Origin of the sequence: Salegentibacter tibetensis (assembly GCF_020164485.1) — a bacterium.
In the GTDB taxonomy this organism is placed as follows: domain Bacteria; phylum Bacteroidota; class Bacteroidia; order Flavobacteriales; family Flavobacteriaceae; genus Salegentibacter; species Salegentibacter tibetensis.
On sequence record NZ_JAIQZA010000135.1, the window covers coordinates 1 to 299 of the forward strand.

The 299-nt window shown below is 37.1% G+C and carries 1 protein-coding gene; it reads left to right on the plus strand.

The genetic code is table 11. The annotated features are described in order from the left end of the window. Positions 1 to 66: 66 nt before the first annotated feature. The coding region (gene tnpA, locus LB467_RS18820) for an IS200/IS605 family transposase (protein ID WP_224475681.1) at positions 67 to 299 on the plus strand (233 nt) is incomplete at its 3' end.

Genomic DNA, 299 nt, shown 5'->3' on the forward strand with positions numbered 1-299 from the left:
GGGATTTAAACCCTGCAATTTTATTGCAGCACTTTAGTATTGCGAAAAAATCTATATTTTCGAGCTATGAGTTATCAACGAAAAGGCTCACACACAGTCAGTCATTTGACTTGTCACGTTGTTTGGGTGACTAAATATCGATACAAAGTGCTTCAAGGCGATATCCAGGAGCGTTGTCGTGAACTTTTGGTTCAAATATGTGAAGCAGAAGGAATAGAGATACTAAAAGGAGTTGTTAGTTCGGATCATGTTCACATGCATATTGAATATGCCCCTAAACTGAATGTAAGTAATATACT